Here is a 15971-nt window from a genome sequence, read left to right as displayed (position 1 = left end):
ATGGCCTGGGGGATATTACCCAAAAGTCCCAAATTTTACGAGAATTGTCGTAAAATCATGGGCATGAACGAGCAGGAGCGGATGAGGACGGCGGACGCCAAGTACGTCTGCCCGACCTGCGGCAAGCCCGTCGCCACTGTCCCGGAGCGCCACAAGACGATGGGGGTCTCGTACCCCGTCTGGGTGGCCGGCCCGTGTCACAACTCCGAGTGCCCCGACTCCGTTCCGGGGTGGATGCACACGGACCCGCGTCGCCACGCCGGCCACCGCTGACATCGGGCCGCCCGCTACTTGCGGGCGCTACCGGCCGCGACGTACTGCAGGTCCTGCACGACGAGGTCCCGACCGACCTCGAAGGGCGACCTGACGGACGCCACTGTGCCCGTCCCGCGCGTGACGGTGACGCCTTGCGCGCCGCTCGCCAACGGGTGGACCAGTGCGGTCATACCGGCGCCGGCCTGGCCGTCGCGCGTCTGGGCGCCTGATTGCACCCGCACGTCCGCGGGAGCGGTCAGGAACACGAGTGCCTCGACGGTGTCGCGCGGTGTCGTGGTGCCGGCGCGCGGTGCCATGAACTTGGTCTGGCCGGCCGCGGTCGGCTTGTCCGCGACGAACTGCCGACGGTGTGTCACGTACGCGACGTCCCGCACGATCGCGGGCTTGGCGCCGCGCTTGAACCACGTCAGGTAGTACGACGAGATGTCCAGGTAGACACGGCCGTTGTGCACCGACGGCGCGAACTGCGTGCCCTCGGAGTAGTCGTTCCACGTGGTCAGTTGCACCCAGTCGGCGCCCTTGTCGATGGCGCCCTCCCAAGTGGCCCGCAGGTTCTCGGTGTTGCCGGCCTCGTCGAAGATCGACTGGTTGGGCCGCTCGTCCTGGACCGACACGGGCTGCATCCAGATCTTGCCCATGCCGTGCGCCTTGGCGACGTCGCCCGCGATGTTGCCCTGGGCCTTGGGGCTGCGGTTGCCCCACACCGAGAAGCCGTGGCTGATCGGCGCGAACGCCTGCGCGTTGGCTCCGAAGTTCAGGAACACCGGGACGAACGCCACCTTCTGCCGGTACTTCTGCTCCATCACCTTCATGAAGTCGGTCCACCACTGCGCGGTGCGGCCCTCGGCCTTGAACGGCGAAACGACCAGCCTGCCGTCGTCCAGCCGGTGCACGCTCTTGGACGCCGCGAGGCCGACCAGCGCGGCGGCCAGGGCGTTCTGGTCGAGACCGCCGATCTGCGACGCGGTCATGTCGGGCATCAGCACGATGCGGAAACCCGGGTCGACGCGCTCGGCGGCCTTGATCAGCAGGTCGACGCGCTTTCGGTGCGGGCTGGCAGGGTCGAGGTTGAGCAGGTCGACGGTGAAACCGTCGATCCCGGCGGAGACCGCGGTGCGGATCTCGGTCTCCATGTCCTGGAGCTCCCAGTCCCCGGCCAGCGGCTCACGGGGGAGCGGGCGGTCGCGCAGGAGGCCGCCGTACGCCTTGTGCTTGCCGCCTTCGCCGTCCGGGTTCAGGTAGTTCTTCGTGTAGTAGTCGTCGGCTCCGCCCTTGTTGTTGAGGGAAACCGGGTACGGCGTGAAGTAGTGCGCGAACACCTTCTTCGCGGACCCGCGCAACTCCGCCGTGCCCGGCAGGTCGAACGGGAGCGGTCCGTTGCCCGGCGACGCGGGAGGTGTCGACGGTGCCGCGGTGGTGGGGCCCGGGACGCTCGGCGCATTCGGGGGCGGTGTGCTGGGGGCGGGGCCGCCGGGCGACGACGCGCCCGGCTTGGGGCCGTCGGGCGCGGGGGACGCCGGCGCCGGCTTCGAACTGGCAGACGCGCTGGGGCTCGCGGCGCCGCCTGCGGGGGGATTTTCGGGATCGCACCCGGCGACGGTTGCGAGCAACGCGACCAGGGTGACGCCTGTCGCGGCCGATCTGGCCAGGCGTCGGGGTACGCGTGCGGATGTGGCGGGCATGGGGGGACTCCCGGCTCAACTTCACTGGGGAAAGCGGAAGGCCAGAACCTATTGCCGAGCCGGTCGCTCGCAATATCCGCGGGACGCGAGCCGAGTGAATCCGTGAAAGAACTTGACCTGCAAGGGGGTTCGTCTGGGCGCGGGACGCGCCGGGCCCGGCGGGCCTTCCGGGGGAGGCCCACCGGGCGGCCGGCGGAGCGACGACATGCGGGAGGTGGTGCCGCGGCCGGCCTCCCGGGCGACGCGCCCGCCGGTGGGCGCCCTCCGCGGTGCGCGAACTCCCCCGGTCGGACCGGACGTTGCCCGGCCATGGGCCCGCACTCCGGCCACCGGTCCGCGTACTAGTGGCGTGACCTGCGCTTCATCAGGAAGAAGACCAGGATCCCCACGACCAGGACCACCAGCACGATCCCGATGATCAGGCCGACGCCGAACTTGCTCTTCTTCTTTTTCTTCTTCTTCGGCTTGGCCGCCGGGGCGTGCGCCACCGGGTTCTCCGCCTTCGCCACCGAGCTTGGCGCCTGCGGCAGTTGCTCCGCCGGAGCCCCCTGCACGGCGGCGCCGGTCTGTGCCTGTGCGGCACCCGCCGCCGGTCCGCTCGGTGCGGCCCCCGCGACCGGACCGACGAACAGGGTGAGGCCCAGCGCGAGCCCCACTGCCGTACCTGCCAAACGACGCATCATCGCCCCTCTCCCGAGGCCGCTCGGCCGGACCCCACCGGCCCGACCGGCTTGCCCCGGCAAACCGAGCCCCCACGGTAGCGGCGCGATTCCGCCCCCGTTGGGCTCTGTGCGGTTGGGTCCGGGCCTTTGAGCCACGGTGGCTCAGCAGGAACGTTCGTGCACCACAACTGCGCTCAGGCGGGCTACGAACTCGCGTAGGTGTCGGGGCGGAACCGCCGGGGCAGGCCCGGTCAGGCGGCCAGGCCCAGGGACCGCCTGCGCCGCGTCCAGAGGATGACGGGCGCCTGGCTCGACGGGTTGTCGGCACTGAACCCGTGGTCCTCGAGGAGCGACGCCACGTCGGCGGCGCTGCGGCGGCGCTGGTGCGCGGGGTAGCCCATCATGCCCGGGTCGTAGCGGTTCAGCACGTTCTCTGTGACCACGATCCGCACGCTGCGCAGGAGTTGCCAGATGTGGCGCTCCTCGTCGGACAGCAGGTTGAGCGCGTGGATCGCCCATATCGCGTCCGGGACGGGGGCCGACCGGACGGGCTGCAGTCTGGGCCGCATCAGCGTCGGTCTGCGGCGCAGCCGCCACAACATGAAGCTCAGCGAAGCCGAATCGACCTCGTCCCCGGTGACCGAGAAGCCGGCCTTGGCCAGCGGGATCGCGTCGTTGCCGAGCCCGCAGCCGTAGTCCACGATCGTGCGGACGCCCGCGGCCCACAGCAGCGGGATGCCCGCCTCGACGTAGTCCGGACGGCTGCCGCTCGCCCCCCACACGGCCAGCCCGTACATCCTCGCCATGCTGCGGCGGAACGTCTCGACGCCGTCGAGTCCGCTGCCGCGCTGCTCGCTCTCCACCCACGCCGGGTCGAAGTACGGGATGTACGCCGGGCCGAGGAACATCTTGAGCTCCTCGACGAGGGTGTGCCGGGCGGACGAGTCCCAGCGGTGCCTGTTCCACTCCTGGCCGCAGGCGACGCAGTCCGCCATGTGCGTGCCCACTTCGCGGCGCCGGTCGAGCGACAGGGTGTCCAGACGGTACGCGGCCAGGCGTGACCGCACTTCCTCGCATGACAAGGGCATTCCGACGTCCTTCCGAGCCGACCGCCGCGCGGCTGAAAGGCATCAGCCGCGTCATTGAATCACCGGCGAACGGGCGGGCGCTTGCCGAAGAACGCGGATCTTGCGGGGAGCGGCCGCGGCCGTTCCGGCGAATGCCGGACGTCCGCGCGCGGACTGACCGCGGACTGACCGGGGAAAGAACGCGGACTTTCGCGGACCCGCCGTGCGGAGCCTCCAGAAAGGTGGTGGATGGTCGTATACCGGGCGCGCAACCTTGCCTTGTTAATCATGGCCATGATAGCTATGAAAGCGAGAGGGATCGGTTGCGGCACCCGAGGCCGTCACCGCCGTCCCGTGGCGTCGATCGGAATGAGAAGCATCAATGAGCGAGCAGAAGCGCGTCGTCTACGCGACGGCCGTGTACGACCAGGCCGAAATCGACGCCGTCGTAGCCGTTCTGACGGAAGGTCAGAACGGCCTGCGGATCGGCCCGAACGTCGCCGAGATGGAGCGCCGGATAGCCGACCTCGCCGGCAAACGGCACGGCGTCATGGTGAGTTCGGGGTCCGCCGCCCTCTTCCTGGCGGTCGAACTGCTCGACCTGCCGGCGGGCTCCGAGGTGATCACCTCGCCGCTCACCTTCTCCACCGACCTGTCCTCGCTGCTGCGGGCCGGCCTCGTACCGGTGTTCGTCGACGTCGAGCCCGACACGTTCCAGATCGACGTCACCAAGATCGAGGAGATGATCGGCGAGAAGACCCGTGCGATCCTCGTCCCCAACCTGGCGGGCAACGCCCCCGACTGGGACGCGATCCGCGCGATCGCCGACCGGCACGGCCTGAAGGTCATCGAGGACTCCTGCGACGCGGTGGGCGCCACCCTGCGCGGCACCCCCACGGGTGCGCGTTCCGACATCTCGGTGACCAGCTTCTCGCTGTCGCACATTATCACCGCGGCGGGCAGCGGCGGCATGGTCATGCTGGACGACGACGACCTGCGGGACCGCTGCCTCACGCTGCGCGGCTGGGGACGCCGGTCGGAGACCCAGCTGTTCGGCTCGAAGGCCGGATCGCGCGACTTCTGGACCGACCTCGACGGCATCCACTACGACAACATGTTCATCTTCGACGAGGCGGGCTGGAACTTCCTCCCGAACGAACTGTGCGCCGCGTTCGGCGTGCAGCAGGTCAAGAAGCTCGACCACAACTACGCCCGCCGGCAGCACAACTTCGACCGCTTCACCGAGGTACTGAGCCGGCACCCCGAGTTCTTCACGCCGCCGCGCCAGCTCGACGGGCTGAACACCGCGTGGCTGTCGTACTGCTTCCTGATCAAGCCGGACGCCGGGTTCGGGCGCAGCGACCTGCAGCAGTACCTGGAGGCGCGCGGCATCGACACCCGGGTGGTGTGGACCGGCAACGCGGCCCGCCAGCCGTTCATGAAGAACGCCGGGTTCCGGCAGCCCGCGGCCGGGCTGCCGGGCGCGGACCACGTCATGGAGCACGGCATGCTCATCTCCTGCAACCACGGGCTCTCCGACGCCATGATCGCCCACGTGGGCGCGCAGATCGACGCCTTCGTCGCGGAACGCTCCGGAGGGCGGACGGCATGAGCGGGCGCACGACCGCATCCGTCGACGTACTGATCGTCGGGGCGGGCTCGGCCGGGTGTGTGCTGGCCGCACGCCTGTCCGAGGAGCCCGGCCGGGCCGTCCTGCTCGTCGAGGCGGGGCCGGACCACCGCGCGGCCGCCCTGCCCGACGAACTGCGTACGCTGTCCCGCCCGGTCGCCTGGCCCTACAACTGGGGCGACCGGGTGACCTCGACCGGCGGCCGCGAGCTCAACTACGCGCGCGGCCGGGGGACAGGGGGCTCCTCGGCGACGAACGGCGCGGTGGCCATGCGGCCCGAGCCCGAGGACTTCGCCTCCTGGCCGACGGAACTGGGCTGGGACCGGATGCTCGGCTACCTCAACCGGATAGAACGGGACCTGGACTTCGGCGCCGAGCCGTACCACGGCGACGCCGGACCCATCCCGATCCTGCGGCACCCGGAGGCGGACTGGACGCCGCTGCAACGCGGTTTCGTGTCGGGCTGCGTCGGGGCCGGGCTGGAGTTCTGCGCCGACCACAGCCGCCCGGGATCGACCGGCGCCGGGCCGATCCCGATGAACCGGCAGGGCCGAGACCGCGTCTCGAACACCGTCGCCTACCTTGAGGCGGCCCGGGACCGGTCCAACCTGGCGGTCTGGGGCGACTGCCACGTCGAGCGCCTGATCGTGGAACGCGGGCGCGTGGCCGGCGCGGTGGCCGCGGACGGCCGGGTGGTCCGGGCGGGCCAGGTCGTGCTGGCGGCGGGTGTGGTGCAGAATCCGCTGCTGCTGTGGCGGTCCGGCATCGGGCCGGCGGCCGGCGTACGTGCGCTCGGGATCGACCCGGTGCACGAACTCCCGGCCGTCGGAAGCAACCTGACCGACCATCTGGTGATCTCGTACCGTGCGCCGGTGGACCCGGCGGCGACACCCGAGGGTGCGCCGACGTTGCAGACGATCGCGCGCGCCACGGCGCCCGGGAGCGACCGCCGCCACGATCTCCAGCTCACCCCCGTCGCGCGCCGCAACGCGGACGGGACCCGGGAGATCGAGGTCAGCGTGGCCCTGCAACTGCCCACGGGCGCGGGGAGCGTCGTGCCGACGGGTGGTGGCGTCGGGGATCCGGCGCGGATCGTATGGCCGTTCGCGGCGGACCCGGACAACCGGGCCCGGCTGCGGGACGGTTGGCGGCTCGCCGCGCGCGTCGTGGCGGCATCGGGCCTGGTGCCGGACGGATCCGGGGCGCAGGACGACAGCGACGCCGCCCTCGACCGGGTGATCGACGAGGCGCACTACGCCTTCTACCACGGCGTCGGCACCTGCCGGATCGGCGACGACCCCGAGACGTCGGTGGTGGACGCCCAGTTGCGCGTGCACGGACTCGACGGGCTGAGGGTTGTCGACGCGTCGGTGGTCCCGACCGTGCCGCGCGCCAACACGCACCTGCTGGTGACGGCGTTGGCGGAACTGGGTGCCGAACTGGTGGCCGCGCGCGGATGAGGCGCATGGACGCGGACCCGCCGCCGCAGCGTCGGCATGGCGCTGCGGCGGCGGGAGTTCGGCGGGCGGCCGGGAGACGGGCGGCCTACGGCGTACGGCCGTGACGGAGCGTCAGCCCTGCGGCTGTCCGTCGAGGCCGAGGATGGCGTTCGCCGGGAGCACGGAGTGCACGAGCTCCTCGTTGACCGGACCGTTGAACGGCGGGTACTTCGGTCCGCCCGCGTTGCGGCGGTAGACCGAGGTCGAGTGCTCCGGGTTCTTGTCGAACTCGGGGATGACCTTGTCGCCGAACAGCTCGATCTGCTCGTGGTACTCGTCGTGCGTGAGGTTCGCGCTGAGACCGAACACCAGCTGGTCGCAGCCGACTTCCTGGTACGCGGCAACCTGCTCGCAGACCTCCTCGGGCGTGCCGCACAGCAGGAACCCGCCCGCGATGAGCTGGTCGAGGAGCTCGTCGCCGCCGAGCGAGGACAGGTCGGTGGGCGGGGTGGGCCAGGTGATGCCGTCCGTCGACTTGGGCATGGTGTCGTGGTAGAGGTTCACCAGCGTCACCAGGTAGCCGGCCTGGCCGCGGAGGGCGATCTCGCGGGCGCGCTTGCGGTCGCTGAGACAGATGACGCCGTTGGTCATCATGACGTTGTTGTTCTGGTAGTCGCCCAGGATCTCGGTGGGGTTCTCGGCGGCTTCCTTGTAGGCCTGGATGCGGCCCTTGAGGTTGTAGATCGGTTCGAAGTTGAACGCGATCGCGCCGATGCCCAGCGAGCCGGCCTTGGCGAACGAGCCGGGGTTGCCGCACGCCATCCAGATCGGCGGGTGCGAGTGCCCGTACGGCTTGGGCAGGATGTTGTGCGGGGTGGGCACGGTGAAGTGCTCGCCGTGGAAGGAGTAGTCGTACTGCTCCCACATGCGCACGATCTGGGGTGCGACCTCGTCCCACTCGGCCTTGGTCGAGTTGGTGTCCATGATGTTGAACGAGGCGACCTCGTGGGAGCCGGCGCCGCGGCCGGTGCCCCACTCGAAGCGGCCCTCGGTGATGTGGTCCAGCATCGCCGCGCGCTCGGCGTACCGGACGGGGTGCTCCTTGCGCGGCGACAGCGAGTTGATGCCGGTACAGAGGTGGATGCGCTCGGTCTTCGCCGCGACGTAGCCCATCAACACTTCCGGGGCCGACATGTGGGAGTACTCGGTCAGGGCGTGGTGCTCACCGAACCAGACGTACTTCCAGTTGTGCTTGTCCGCCTTGATCGCGAGGTCCAACTCGCGGCGCAGGCCCAGATGTTCGGACGCACGGTCGTGCGCGGCCGGCCCCGGGATGAATCCGTTGAGGAAGATGCCGAACTCCACGGGGAGCCCTCCTGGCTCGTCTGGCGGTGCAGGTTTCGTCCCGCCGGGGCTTGTGGGATGCGTAACGCTTACACAAAATGCTGGAGCACTCAAGGGGCGCTGTGCGGCGGTCGGACCGCCGCCGACCGGGCGCGGCCGGGAGGCGGCGTCCCCTTGTGTTTTTTGCGTATTGCGTATTCTATTTTGGTCGGGCCGGAGCTGCCGGCAGCTCGGAGGATCGCCCACGTGACGCGGTTCCGGCTACGCGCCGACGCAGCGCACTGCCCGAGCCGTACCGCTTCCACCACGAGGAGCACACGATGGCGGTCATCGACGTCGACGCCCACTTTGAACCTGCGCGGGACTGGCTGGCCCAGTTCCCGAAGCTGCGTGAACGCCTCCCCGCCTTCCTGCCGGACGACGATCCCGAGTTCGCGCCGAACACACCGGAGCACTTCGCCTACGCGGCGTTCCCACTACGGCAGACGGCGGCGCGGGAGCGGCGGATCCCCGTATCGGACATGACCACGCCGTTCATGCGCGCGATCTTCCCCGACGAGCGCCCTGCGGACTTCACCATCGGCGGGCACTCGCAGTGGCAGGAGGTCGATCCCGCCGCCCGGGTACGCCTGTTGGATCAACAGGGCATCGCCGTGCAGAACATCCTCTCCGGGCTCGGCATGGTGTACATGTCGCTCATCCGCGACACCGAGCTGGGCAAGCTCGCGGTCAACTCCCTCAACACGCATATGGCCGCGTCGACTTCGGACCACCGCGACCGACTGCTCCCGGTGGCAATGCTGCGCTATGACGACCTCGAATGGTCGATCGCGGAGCTGCGCCGCATGCGGGAGCTGGGCAGCCGCGCGTTCTTCGTCACCACCGAGGCCATGGGCGGCGTGCCGCTCTTCCACGGCGACTACGACCGCTTCTGGTCCGCCGCGGAGGACCTGGGCATGGTCGCGATCCTGCACGTCGGGCTCGCGAACGCGGTGTTCGACCCGGGCTACGCCAACACCACCGACCCGAGCGTGCTCAGCCGCATCGCGACCGGACAGACCCACCAGATGGGGGAGGTCTTCCTCAACGCGATGGTCTTCGGCGGCGTCTTCGAGCGGCACCCGAAGCTCACCGCGCTCATCTGCGAGCTCGGCGTGGGCTGGGTGCCGTACACGGTGGCCGGCATGGACGGCCGCGCCACCGCGGAGTCGGCGGTGTTCCTGCACGAGTACAAGCTCCCGCTGAAGCCGTCGGAGTACGTACGGCGCAACGTGCGCGTCACACCGTTGCCGAACCAGGGGCAGCTCCCGTTCGAGCTGTTCGAGAGGCTTCCCGGCGTCGCGGTGTTCTCCTCGGACATGCCGCACTTCGAGGGCAACCTGACCCCGGTGGAGTTCTACGAGAAGGAACTCGCGGGCACACCCGCCGACATCCGGGACGGGTTCCTGGCCGGCAACATCGCCGAGTCGTACGCCCGGATGGGCGACCCGCTGGTCCTGCCGACCGCATGACCCCCCGCATTCGCAACGTCCCCGCACCCACATGAGGAGAGACACCATGCACGACCGCCTGGCCGCCCACGAACTTCTGCACCGCTGGTGGTTCGTCTACGACGAGGGGGAGTTCGACGCCTGGGAGGACCTGCTGACCGAGGATGTCCGGTTCACCTCGCGCACTGACACCGGGAACCACCCGCACGAGGAGTTCATCGCCTCGGACAACCGGGGGCGCGAGGCGGTTCTCGCGTGGCAGCGGGCGCACCGCTTGGCGAGTCCGTACCCCCTGCGGCACAACGGCACGAACATCCATGTCATCGGGGAGACCGAGGACGAACTCTCCTTGTCCTCCTACATCCACGTGACCTCGGTCGACGACCGGGTCCCGTCCAACATCGCCAGCGGTATCGTCCGGGCCGTCGCTCGTCGTGAGGAGGGCGTCTACCGTCTCGCCCAGGTCCACGTCGTGCTCGACACGATGAAGGCCGTGGCCTTCTCCGAACGCTGACGCGGTCGCGATGACACGCGTGCGGGGTAAGCCGGTCGTACGACCGGCTTACCCCGCACGCGTGCGTCCCGTGCAGTTCGACGGACTACAGCTGGATCGCCTGCAGCTCGTAGTACTCCTCGAGCCCTGCCTTGCCGAACTCCCTTCCCGTGCCGGAGAGTTTCATTCCGCCGAACGGTGCCGCGGTGTTGAAGCCGCCGCCGTTGACGTCCACCTGGCCGGTTCGCAGCCGCCGCGCGACGGCGACGGCGGATTCCTCGTCCGGGCCCCAGACCGCACCCGCGAGTCCGTAGGGCGTGCCGTTGGCGATCCGAACGGCCTCGTCCACGTCGTCGTAAGGAAGGACCACCAGCACCGGGCCGAAGACCTCTTCCTGGGCGATCTCGGCCCGTGGGTCGGCGTCCGCGATGACCGTCGGGCGGGCGAAGTATCCCCGTTCGAGTCCGTCGGGCGGAGCGCTGCCGCCTGCCGCCACGTTGGCGCCGTCGGCCACCGCCCGGTCGATGAACCCGCGTACCCGGTGGCGCTGTGCGGCGGAGACCAACGGGCCCTGTTTGGTCGCCGGGTCGCTTGGATCGCCCGGCGTGAACCTGGCCGCAAGAGCCGCCGCCGACCCGACGGCGTCCGCGTACCGCTCGCGCGGGACCACGAGACGCGTGACGGCCAGGCAGGTCTGCCCGGAGTTCAGCAGGCAACTGCTGACTGTCGCCTTCACCGCCCGCTCAAGGTCGGCCTCGGGCAGGACCACCGCGGCGGATTTGCCGCCGAGCTCCAGCGACACTCGCTTGACGCCGCCCGCGGCGACGGCCGCGACCGCACGGCCGCCCTGTGTCGAGCCGGTGAAGGACACCATGTCCACGTCGCGGTGCGCGACGAGTGCGGCTCCGACTTCGGGGCCGAGTCCACTGAGCAGGTTGAAGACCCCTGGGGGAAGGCCGGCTTCGTGGACTGCTTCGGCCAGTACGTACGGCACCAGCGGTGCCACCTCGCTCGGTTTCAGCACAACCGTGCTGCCGCTGAGCAGAGCGGGGACGACCTTGCCGACGGTCTGGAGCAGCGGGTAGTTCCACGGCGTGATCGCCGCGACGACGCCGACGGGGGAGCGGTGGACCAGCGAGTTGCGTACTCGCTCCGGCTCCTCGATACCCTGCGCTGCCTCGATGAAGTCCCGGACGGCGGCGAGGGGCAGACTCGTCTGCAACTTTTCCGCGATGCGGCGCGGGGTTCCCACATCGTCGACCACGGCCTCCGTGAGCCGTTCGCTGCGGGCCTCAAGCGCCTTGTACACGGCTTCCACGGCGGCGATCCGCTCGGACTGCGGGGTGCGACCCCAGCCCTCCTGCGCCGCGCGTGCCGCCGCCACGGCCTGGTCCGCGTCCTCGGCCGACCCGCGGGGGACGAAGCCGATGACCTCCTCCGACGTGGGATTGGTCACGGCGATCGCGTCCGACCCCGTCGCGTCACGCCACCGTCCTCCCACGTAGATCGGTTTGGGCGGGTTGTGGGGCATCGAGGGCCTCCTCGTTCGCCGCGCGGCGCATCACGGCCGCGGGCCCGGATCTTGACGTCGTGTCATCATGATGATGTATTTCATGTATAGGAATTACAAGTTCCTGTCATCGTCGGACCGCTGCCGCGGGGCGCCATCGCCTCCGAACGCGCCGAGGCACCGCGGTCCAGGGAGGCTGCCGACAGTGTTCGAGGGACGCATCGCGGAATTCACCGCGCCGAACGAGCCGTTCGAGATCCGCGAGGTCTCGTTGGCGGGTCGTGGCGTGCTGCCTGGCGAGATCCTGGTCAAGGTGACCCGGGCCAACGTCTGCGGCAGCGATCTGCACGCCTGGCACGGCCGCTTCAACACCCGGGGACTGGGCGGCAAGCTGCCCACGGTGCTCGGGCACGAGATGGTCGGCGTCGTCGCCGCCCTCGGCGAGGGCGTGACGCGCGACACCACGGGTGGCGCGCTGGGCACGGGGGCGCGGGTCGTCTTCCCCTACTTCTTCCCGTGCCACGTGTGCCGCTACTGCGTGGCGGGCCGGAGTTCGAGTTGCGGCCGGATGACCATGGCCATGCTCGCCAGTTCCGAAGAACCTCCCTATTACGTCGGCGGATTCGCCGACTACTTCCTCCTTCCGGCCGGCGCACTGGTCTATTGCGTACCCGATACGCTCTCCGACGAAGCCGTCAGCGGCGCCAACTGCGCACTTGCCCAGGTCATGCAGGCGTTCGACCGGGCGCAGCTCAGCTTCGGCGAGACCGTTGTCGTGCAAGGCGCGGGCGGGCTCGGCCTGTACGCCACCGCACTCGCCAAGGCGCGGGGTGCGTCGACTGTGGTCGTGGTCGACGCCGTTGCCGAACGCCTGGAACTCGCCCTGGAGTTGGGTGCGGATGCCGTGGTCGACATCGGTGCCGTCGCCGACGAACGCTCCCGCGTCAAGCGCGTCCATGAACTCACCGACGGCGGTGCCGACGTCGCGATCGAACTCGTCGGCTCGCCCGCTGTCGTCAACGAAGGCGTGAAGATGCTCGGCCGCTTCGGGCGCTACCTCAGCGTCGGCAACATCGGCCACGGACAGACGTACGACGCCGACCCGTCCCGTCTCACGCTGACCAACAAGAGCATCATCGGGGTCTCGCTGTACGAGCCGGGCGCACTGGGCAGGAGCCTTCAGTTCCTCGACGCGGTCCGGGACCGGCTGCCCAAGCGGTGGCTGGAGAGCACCGCGTTCCCGCTCGCGGAGATCAACGAGGCCTTCCAGGCCGCCGACCGACGCGAGGTCGTCCGCGCCAGCATCGTGCCGTGACCGGTTCGATCCGGAGCGAATCGCCGTCGGTCGTGCGACCACGGGTACGCCTCCGTCGGCCTCGTCCGTCATGACATGGAAGCAAGGAGCAAGTTGTGAGTGATCCCGGAGACACCGGCGTCGAATCCCGCGAGCTGGAATACCGCGTGGCCGATCATGTCGCGACCATCACGCTGAACCGGCCGCACCACAAGAACGCGTTCACCATGGAGATGGTCGACGCGTGGGCGACCGCCCTTCGTGACGCCGAAGCGGACCCTGAGGTCCGCGTGGTCCTCGTCACCGGTGCGGGCGACGCCTTCTGTTCCGGCGTCGACCTGGGGGTCTTCGCCGATCGCGAGCGCACACCGCTGGCGGAGAAGAACCTGCTGACCAACCGGATCCATCAGGTGGCGTACGCCGCCGAAGCGCTGACCAAGCCGTACATCGCGGCCGTCAACGGTGTCGCGGTCGGGGCGGGCATGGACATGGCGCTCATGGCCGACATCCGCATCGCCGCGAGCTCGGCGCGCTTCAGCGAGGGCTACATCCGCGTCGGCCTCGTACCCGGCGACGGCGGTTGCTGGTATCTGCCGCGCATCGTGGGCACCGCCACCGCGCTGCGCCTGCTGTGGACCGGCGACTTCGTCGCAGCCGAGGAAGCACTCGGTATGGGACTCGTGACCGCCGTCCATGCCGACGCCGAGTTCGCCGCCGCGGCACGGGCGTTCGCGGACCGGCTCGCGAGCCAACCGCCGGTCGCCGTCCAGCTCATCAAGCGCGCCGTCCGCGAGGGCGAGCGACACGACCTGCGCACGGCCCTGGACCTCATCTCCTCGCACCAGGCGGTCGTCACCTCGACACAGGACTCCCAGGAGGCGCTGGCGGCCTTCCGTGCGAAGCGCCCCGGCGTGTACACGGGCCGATGAGGAGCACGCGATGACCGCCACTCGGCATGACACGAACGAGATCGCGCGCCTCCGACGTGAGGTGCGCGAATTGACCGACGCCTGGCGCGCCGAAGGCCGGTACGTGCCGCGCAGCGACAACTGGATGAGGGGTTTCGACCCCGACTTCAGCCGCGAACTCGCCACCCGCGGGCTGATCGGCATCACCTGGCCGCGCGAATTCGGCGGTGCGGGACAGAGCCAGCGTGCCCGTCTGGCCGTCAACGAGGAGCTTCTCAGAGCGGGTGCTCCCGTGGCCGCGCACTGGATCGGTGACCGCCAGATCGGGCCCGCCGTGCTGCGGCACGGAACGCCCGAGCTCCAGAAGGAGGTTCTGCCCGGCATCGCCGCCGGACGGTCCGTCTTCTGCCTGGGAATGAGCGAACCCGAGGCCGGTTCCGACCTCGCGGCAGTGCGGACCACCGCGACGGCGGTGGAAGGCGGTTGGCGGGTCAACGGCCGCAAGATCTGGACCACCGGAGCGCACAAGGCCACCCACGCCTACCTGCTGGCACGTACCGCCCGAGGCGAGCGCAAGCACGAAGGACTCACCGAGTTCATCGTGGACATGGACACACCAGGCGTCGAGGTGTCGCCCATCGTCGACCTCGCGGGCGAACAGCACTTCAACGAAATGGTCTTCACGGACGTTTTCGTGCCCGGCCACCGCGTCCTGGGCACCGTCGGCAACGCGTGGCGGCAGGTCACCGAGCAACTGTCGTTCGAACGCGGCGGCCCGGAACGCTTCCTGTCCACGTACCCGCTCTTCGCCCTGGCCGTGCGAGACGCCGCGTCCGTCGGCTCCGACGACCTCAAGGCCGCGCTCGGCCGCCTCGTCGCCCGACTGGCGACACTGCGGCGCCTCGCCTGGAAGGTGGCAACCAGTCTGGACGGCGGAGCCGCGCCGGTCGTGGACGCCGCCACGCTGAAATATCTCGGCAACGCCTTCGAGAACGACGTCATCGACTTCGCCCGTCGGCTGTGCGCCCCCGACCGGCCCGAACTGAGCGCCGCGTGGGGACAGGCACTGCTGGCTTCCCCCGGGTTCACGATCCGTGGCGGAGCCGCCGACGTGCTGCTCTCGATCATCGCCAAACAGGAGACGCGGCCGTGAGCGACCACGCAGAGGAACTACGCCGACTCGTCGGCGACATCGTCGGCGGCACCCCCGTAGCGGACAGGTCGTCGAGCGAACTGTGGCAGACACTGTGGGGATTGGGATTGCCGCTGGTCGGGGTCGACGAGGCCCGCGGCGGCTCGGGCGGCACGTACGAGGACCTGATCGCCGTCGTCCGCACGCTGGGCGAGTACGCGGTCGGCGCGCCCGTTGCGGAAATGGCCGTCGCCTCCTGGGTGTTGGCCCATGACCGCGCCGTGACCGAGCAGACCACCATCGCCTTCGGCGTGGACGCGGTATACGAGGACGAGCTTTCGACACTGCGGATCCCCCGGGTGCCGTGGTTGCGCGACGCAAGTGCGGTCGTCGTGTACGACCGCGCTGGGAGCGTCTGGTACGTCGAGGTCGGCACGCCGGGCGTCGAGGTGCGCGAGGGGACCAACCTGGCCGACGAGCCGCGCGACGACCTCGTGTTGCGGGGTGACGCGGGCACCCGGCTGTCCGCGGCACCGCCCATGCCGCAAGTGCGCGCGAGATTGGCCCTGCTGCGCGCGGCCGCGGTGGCCGGCGCGGTTGCCGGGGCGTACGCGTTGACCCGCGACTACGTCATGGGCCGCGAGCAGTTCGGCAAACCTCTCGCCCGGATACCCGCGGTCGCGTCTTCCCTGGCCGCCATGCGCGTGGCAGGCGTACAACTCGACGCCGCACTGGAACGCGCGGTTGAACAGCTCTCCCCGGCGAACGGCACGTCGAAGGCGTACCTCGCCGCGGTTGCGGCCGCCGCGGTGGTCGCCGCCGAAACCGCGACCACGGTCGCGCGTGCCGCCCACCAACTACACGGCGCGATGGGCGTCACCCACGAATACCCCCTGCACCACTACACGAAGCGCCTGTGGTCCTGGCCCGGCGAGGTCGGATCCGAGGCGCACAGCGCCGAATACCTCGGGGCGTTGGCGCTGGAACACGGCGAATCGGCCGTCTGGGACGAGTTGACCCGGTGAACGGCCCGCCCGTCGGAAG

The 15971-nt window shown here is 69.9% G+C and carries 14 protein-coding genes; 9 read left to right on the top strand and 5 right to left on the bottom strand.

Annotated elements, in window-relative coordinates; translation table 11 throughout:
- The first annotated feature begins 63 nt into the window (after nt 1-63).
- Nucleotides 64-273, top strand: coding sequence for a hypothetical protein (locus ACWD12_RS05305; RefSeq protein ID WP_450098410.1), 210 nt, complete (start codon nt 64-66; stop codon nt 271-273).
- 14 nt (nt 274-287) lie between these two features.
- On the opposite strand, the gene ACWD12_RS05300 is transcribed toward ACWD12_RS05305, so the two are convergent.
- The 3 genes from ACWD12_RS05300 to ACWD12_RS05290 all read right to left on the bottom strand — a co-directional run bounded on the left by ACWD12_RS05300 (nt 288) and on the right by ACWD12_RS05290 (nt 3708).
- On the bottom strand, nt 288-1958 hold the full coding sequence (locus ACWD12_RS05300) for an endo-1,3-alpha-glucanase family glycosylhydrolase (protein WP_450098409.1): 1671 nt from the start codon (nt 1956-1958) through the stop codon (nt 288-290).
- Nucleotides 1959-2299: 341 nt separating this feature from the next.
- A complete protein-coding gene (locus ACWD12_RS05295) occupies nt 2300-2629 on the bottom strand; it encodes a hypothetical protein (RefSeq protein ID WP_358363994.1) in 330 nt (109 codons plus the stop codon).
- Nucleotides 2630-2871: 242 nt separating this feature from the next.
- A complete protein-coding gene (locus ACWD12_RS05290) occupies nt 2872-3708 on the bottom strand; it encodes a zf-HC2 domain-containing protein (RefSeq protein WP_450098408.1) in 837 nt (278 codons plus the stop codon).
- 361 nt (nt 3709-4069) lie between these two features.
- On the opposite strand from ACWD12_RS05290, the gene ACWD12_RS05285 reads away from it, so the two are divergent.
- On the top strand, nt 4070-5299 hold the full coding sequence (locus tag ACWD12_RS05285; protein ID WP_358363988.1) for a DegT/DnrJ/EryC1/StrS family aminotransferase: 1230 nt from the start codon (nt 4070-4072) through the stop codon (nt 5297-5299).
- The gene (locus ACWD12_RS05280; protein ID WP_450098407.1) at nt 5296-6777 is read left to right on the top strand and encodes a GMC family oxidoreductase; all 1482 of its coding nucleotides are present in this window, start codon (nt 5296-5298) and stop codon (nt 6775-6777) included. The genes ACWD12_RS05285 and ACWD12_RS05280 overlap by 4 nt, the downstream gene beginning before the upstream one ends.
- Nucleotides 6778-6888: 111 nt before the next feature.
- Here the strand turns inward: ACWD12_RS05280 and ACWD12_RS05275 are convergent, their stop codons facing one another.
- Nucleotides 6889-8121 (bottom strand): LLM class flavin-dependent oxidoreductase, encoded by a 1233-nt coding sequence (locus tag ACWD12_RS05275; protein ID WP_450098406.1) that lies wholly within the window; start codon nt 8119-8121, stop codon nt 6889-6891.
- 299 nt (nt 8122-8420) lie between these two features.
- On the opposite strand from ACWD12_RS05275, the gene ACWD12_RS05270 reads away from it, so the two are divergent.
- Entirely contained in the window at nt 8421-9611 is a 1191-nt protein-coding gene (locus ACWD12_RS05270; protein ID WP_450098405.1) for an amidohydrolase family protein, read from the top strand.
- A gap of 46 nt (nt 9612-9657) precedes the next feature.
- Nucleotides 9658-10104 carry a nuclear transport factor 2 family protein gene (locus tag ACWD12_RS05265; RefSeq protein ID WP_450098404.1) on the top strand — a complete coding sequence of 149 codons (447 nt, stop codon included), beginning with the start codon at nt 9658-9660 and terminating at the stop codon, nt 10102-10104.
- An 85-nt stretch (nt 10105-10189) separates the two neighbouring features.
- Here ACWD12_RS05265 and ACWD12_RS05260 read toward each other — a convergent pair whose 3' ends face one another.
- Nucleotides 10190-11614 (bottom strand): aldehyde dehydrogenase family protein, encoded by a 1425-nt coding sequence (locus ACWD12_RS05260; protein ID WP_450098403.1) that lies wholly within the window; start codon nt 11612-11614, stop codon nt 10190-10192.
- 184 nt (nt 11615-11798) lie between these two features.
- Here ACWD12_RS05260 and ACWD12_RS05255 point away from each other — a divergent pair, with 184 nt between their 5' ends.
- The 4 genes from ACWD12_RS05255 to ACWD12_RS05240 all read left to right on the top strand — a co-directional run bounded on the left by ACWD12_RS05255 (nt 11799) and on the right by ACWD12_RS05240 (nt 15952).
- Nucleotides 11799-12908 (top strand): zinc-binding dehydrogenase, encoded by a 1110-nt coding sequence (locus tag ACWD12_RS05255; protein ID WP_450098402.1) that lies wholly within the window; start codon nt 11799-11801, stop codon nt 12906-12908.
- Nucleotides 12909-13003: 95 nt separating this feature from the next.
- Nucleotides 13004-13816, top strand: coding sequence for an enoyl-CoA hydratase/isomerase family protein (locus tag ACWD12_RS05250; RefSeq protein ID WP_450098401.1), 813 nt, complete (start codon nt 13004-13006; stop codon nt 13814-13816).
- A 10-nt stretch (nt 13817-13826) separates the two neighbouring features.
- On the top strand, nt 13827-14948 hold the full coding sequence (locus ACWD12_RS05245) for an acyl-CoA dehydrogenase family protein (RefSeq protein ID WP_450098400.1): 1122 nt from the start codon (nt 13827-13829) through the stop codon (nt 14946-14948).
- Nucleotides 14945-15952 carry an acyl-CoA dehydrogenase family protein gene (locus ACWD12_RS05240; RefSeq protein WP_450098399.1) on the top strand — a complete coding sequence of 336 codons (1008 nt, stop codon included), beginning with the start codon at nt 14945-14947 and terminating at the stop codon, nt 15950-15952. The genes ACWD12_RS05245 and ACWD12_RS05240 overlap by 4 nt, the downstream gene beginning before the upstream one ends.
- The last annotated feature ends 19 nt before the right edge of the window (nt 15953-15971 follow it).

This window comes from Streptodolium elevatio (assembly GCF_053592165.1).
The sequence above is the reverse complement of the archived record's forward strand: the minus strand, read 5'-3'. Positions and strand labels throughout refer to the sequence as shown.

Excerpts from the sequence above, each read along its gene's own strand:
- ACWD12_RS05260 (WP_450098403.1), bottom strand. The coding sequence starts at position 11,614 with ATGCCCCACAACCCGCCCAAACCGATCTACGTGGGAGGACGGTGGCGT.
- ACWD12_RS05285 (WP_358363988.1), top strand. The coding sequence starts at position 4,070 with ATGAGCGAGCAGAAGCGCGTCGTCTACGCGACGGCCGTGTACGACCAG.
- ACWD12_RS05300 (WP_450098409.1), bottom strand. The coding sequence starts at position 1,958 with ATGCCCGCCACATCCGCACGCGTACCCCGACGCCTGGCCAGATCGGCC.
- ACWD12_RS05305 (WP_450098410.1), top strand. The coding sequence starts at position 64 with ATGAACGAGCAGGAGCGGATGAGGACGGCGGACGCCAAGTACGTCTGC.
- ACWD12_RS05270 (WP_450098405.1), top strand. The coding sequence starts at position 8,421 with ATGGCGGTCATCGACGTCGACGCCCACTTTGAACCTGCGCGGGACTGG.
- ACWD12_RS05265 (WP_450098404.1), top strand. The coding sequence starts at position 9,658 with ATGCACGACCGCCTGGCCGCCCACGAACTTCTGCACCGCTGGTGGTTC.
- ACWD12_RS05245 (WP_450098400.1), top strand. The coding sequence starts at position 13,827 with ATGACCGCCACTCGGCATGACACGAACGAGATCGCGCGCCTCCGACGT.
- ACWD12_RS05280 (WP_450098407.1), top strand. The coding sequence starts at position 5,296 with ATGAGCGGGCGCACGACCGCATCCGTCGACGTACTGATCGTCGGGGCG.
- ACWD12_RS05290 (WP_450098408.1), bottom strand. The coding sequence starts at position 3,708 with ATGCCCTTGTCATGCGAGGAAGTGCGGTCACGCCTGGCCGCGTACCGT.